The organism is Lelliottia wanjuensis, from assembly GCF_030238365.1.
In the GTDB taxonomy this organism is placed as follows: domain Bacteria; phylum Pseudomonadota; class Gammaproteobacteria; order Enterobacterales; family Enterobacteriaceae; genus Enterobacter; species Enterobacter wanjuensis.
The window spans coordinates 1-1,271 of record NZ_JASSOT010000019.1; the positions used below are offsets into that span (position 1 = coordinate 1).

At 54.0% G+C, this 1,271-nt stretch carries 2 protein-coding genes; both read right to left on the reverse strand.

All coding sequences use genetic code 11. The annotated features are described in order from the left end of the window. On the reverse strand, window positions 1-787 hold a 787-nt coding region (locus QQF33_RS03325; RefSeq protein ID WP_285157376.1), incomplete at its 3' end, for a tyrosine-type recombinase/integrase. 278 nt (window positions 788-1,065) lie between these two features. After that, the coding region (locus tag QQF33_RS03330; RefSeq protein WP_285157377.1) for a hypothetical protein at window positions 1,066-1,271 on the reverse strand (206 nt) is incomplete at its 5' end.

Here is a 1,271-nt window from a genome sequence, read left to right on the forward strand (position 1 = left end):
CATCCAGAATATCGACACCACTTTTCACCAGGCTGGACACGGCAAAATGTCGCAGGTCATGGAACCGGGCAACGCCGAATTCATTCAGCAGGCGTTTCATTACTCCTGACGTGCTGTAATTCAGGCTCAGGCGCTCACCACTACGCCCGGCAATCACCGGCGTATCGGAACCCAACAATGTTTTATCCAGGCATTCATACAAGCCGATCGGCATATCAATGGGGCGGCCCTTGCCTCTTTTCCTTCCCCTGGCAATTCCCCGCGTTGTAAGGTGTTTGTTTACCTGAATTTCATCGATACTCAGATCGCGATATGTCAGCGCCAGCACTTCACTGATACGCAAGGCACACGCCGCCCCCAGCCAGATCGCTATTTTTTCCCGCCTTTCCGCTTTTTCCAGCATGGCGATCACGGTTTCCTCGTCGGGAATTATCCAGGGTCTGTCCGCCTGCTTTTTGGTTTTCTTCACTGGGTTGTGCGCAATCATCCCGACGCGGGTGAGATAGGAAAAAGCCGCACCGATATAATTCAACGCGTGAGGATCTAACCGTTCCGTCAGTTGCCGTGAGGTAATTTTATTCAGGTATTTATCCAGCAGGTCTGCTGGCAGGCTTAACAGGCTGTAGCGGTACCGGTCATAACTGGTCGCCCGGATTTTATTTCGATTCAGCTGATCGCGCTGGTGGCCCAGCCAGAACCATGCCAGCTTCTGCAGCGTCCAGCGCTTCACTGTCTCTGCATTGTCAGCTGTTCGCCAGTCCAGGGCGGACACCTCGAGCTGATACATAAACTCTGCGGCGTCATCGATAACACGGAATTTTTTCCGGCGGCCCGTCATGGCGTCCTCATCCCGATAGTTAACGATATAGCGACGGCGCGCGCCTGTGCCTGTTTCCCGGATAAATGCCATATTTCCCCCTACCTACCCAGCAAAGGCCATTTAAGAGGACGCCAGCCGAAAGCGATCGCGTATTCCTCTTTCCCTACGTCGCGCACCAGCTGAATAAGGATATCTGCGCGGGGTGAGTATCGCATAAGGGCTGCCAGCGCGTCCGCCTGCCTCACTCACGGGTTTCTTGCCTGAAATTCATCAATCTCCGGCCCCGCCAACGCTTTTAATAACTCTTTCGCTGTCATATCCGGGCTGGCATTCCTGAGGCGCTCAAACTCTTCTGCAGCGGCCATACGCAGAGGGGTGTAAATCTGTCCCTCCAGATCAATTAGCTGCCTGTGGGCAGGCATGGCCGTATGATTCTTGCCAATAACCACAC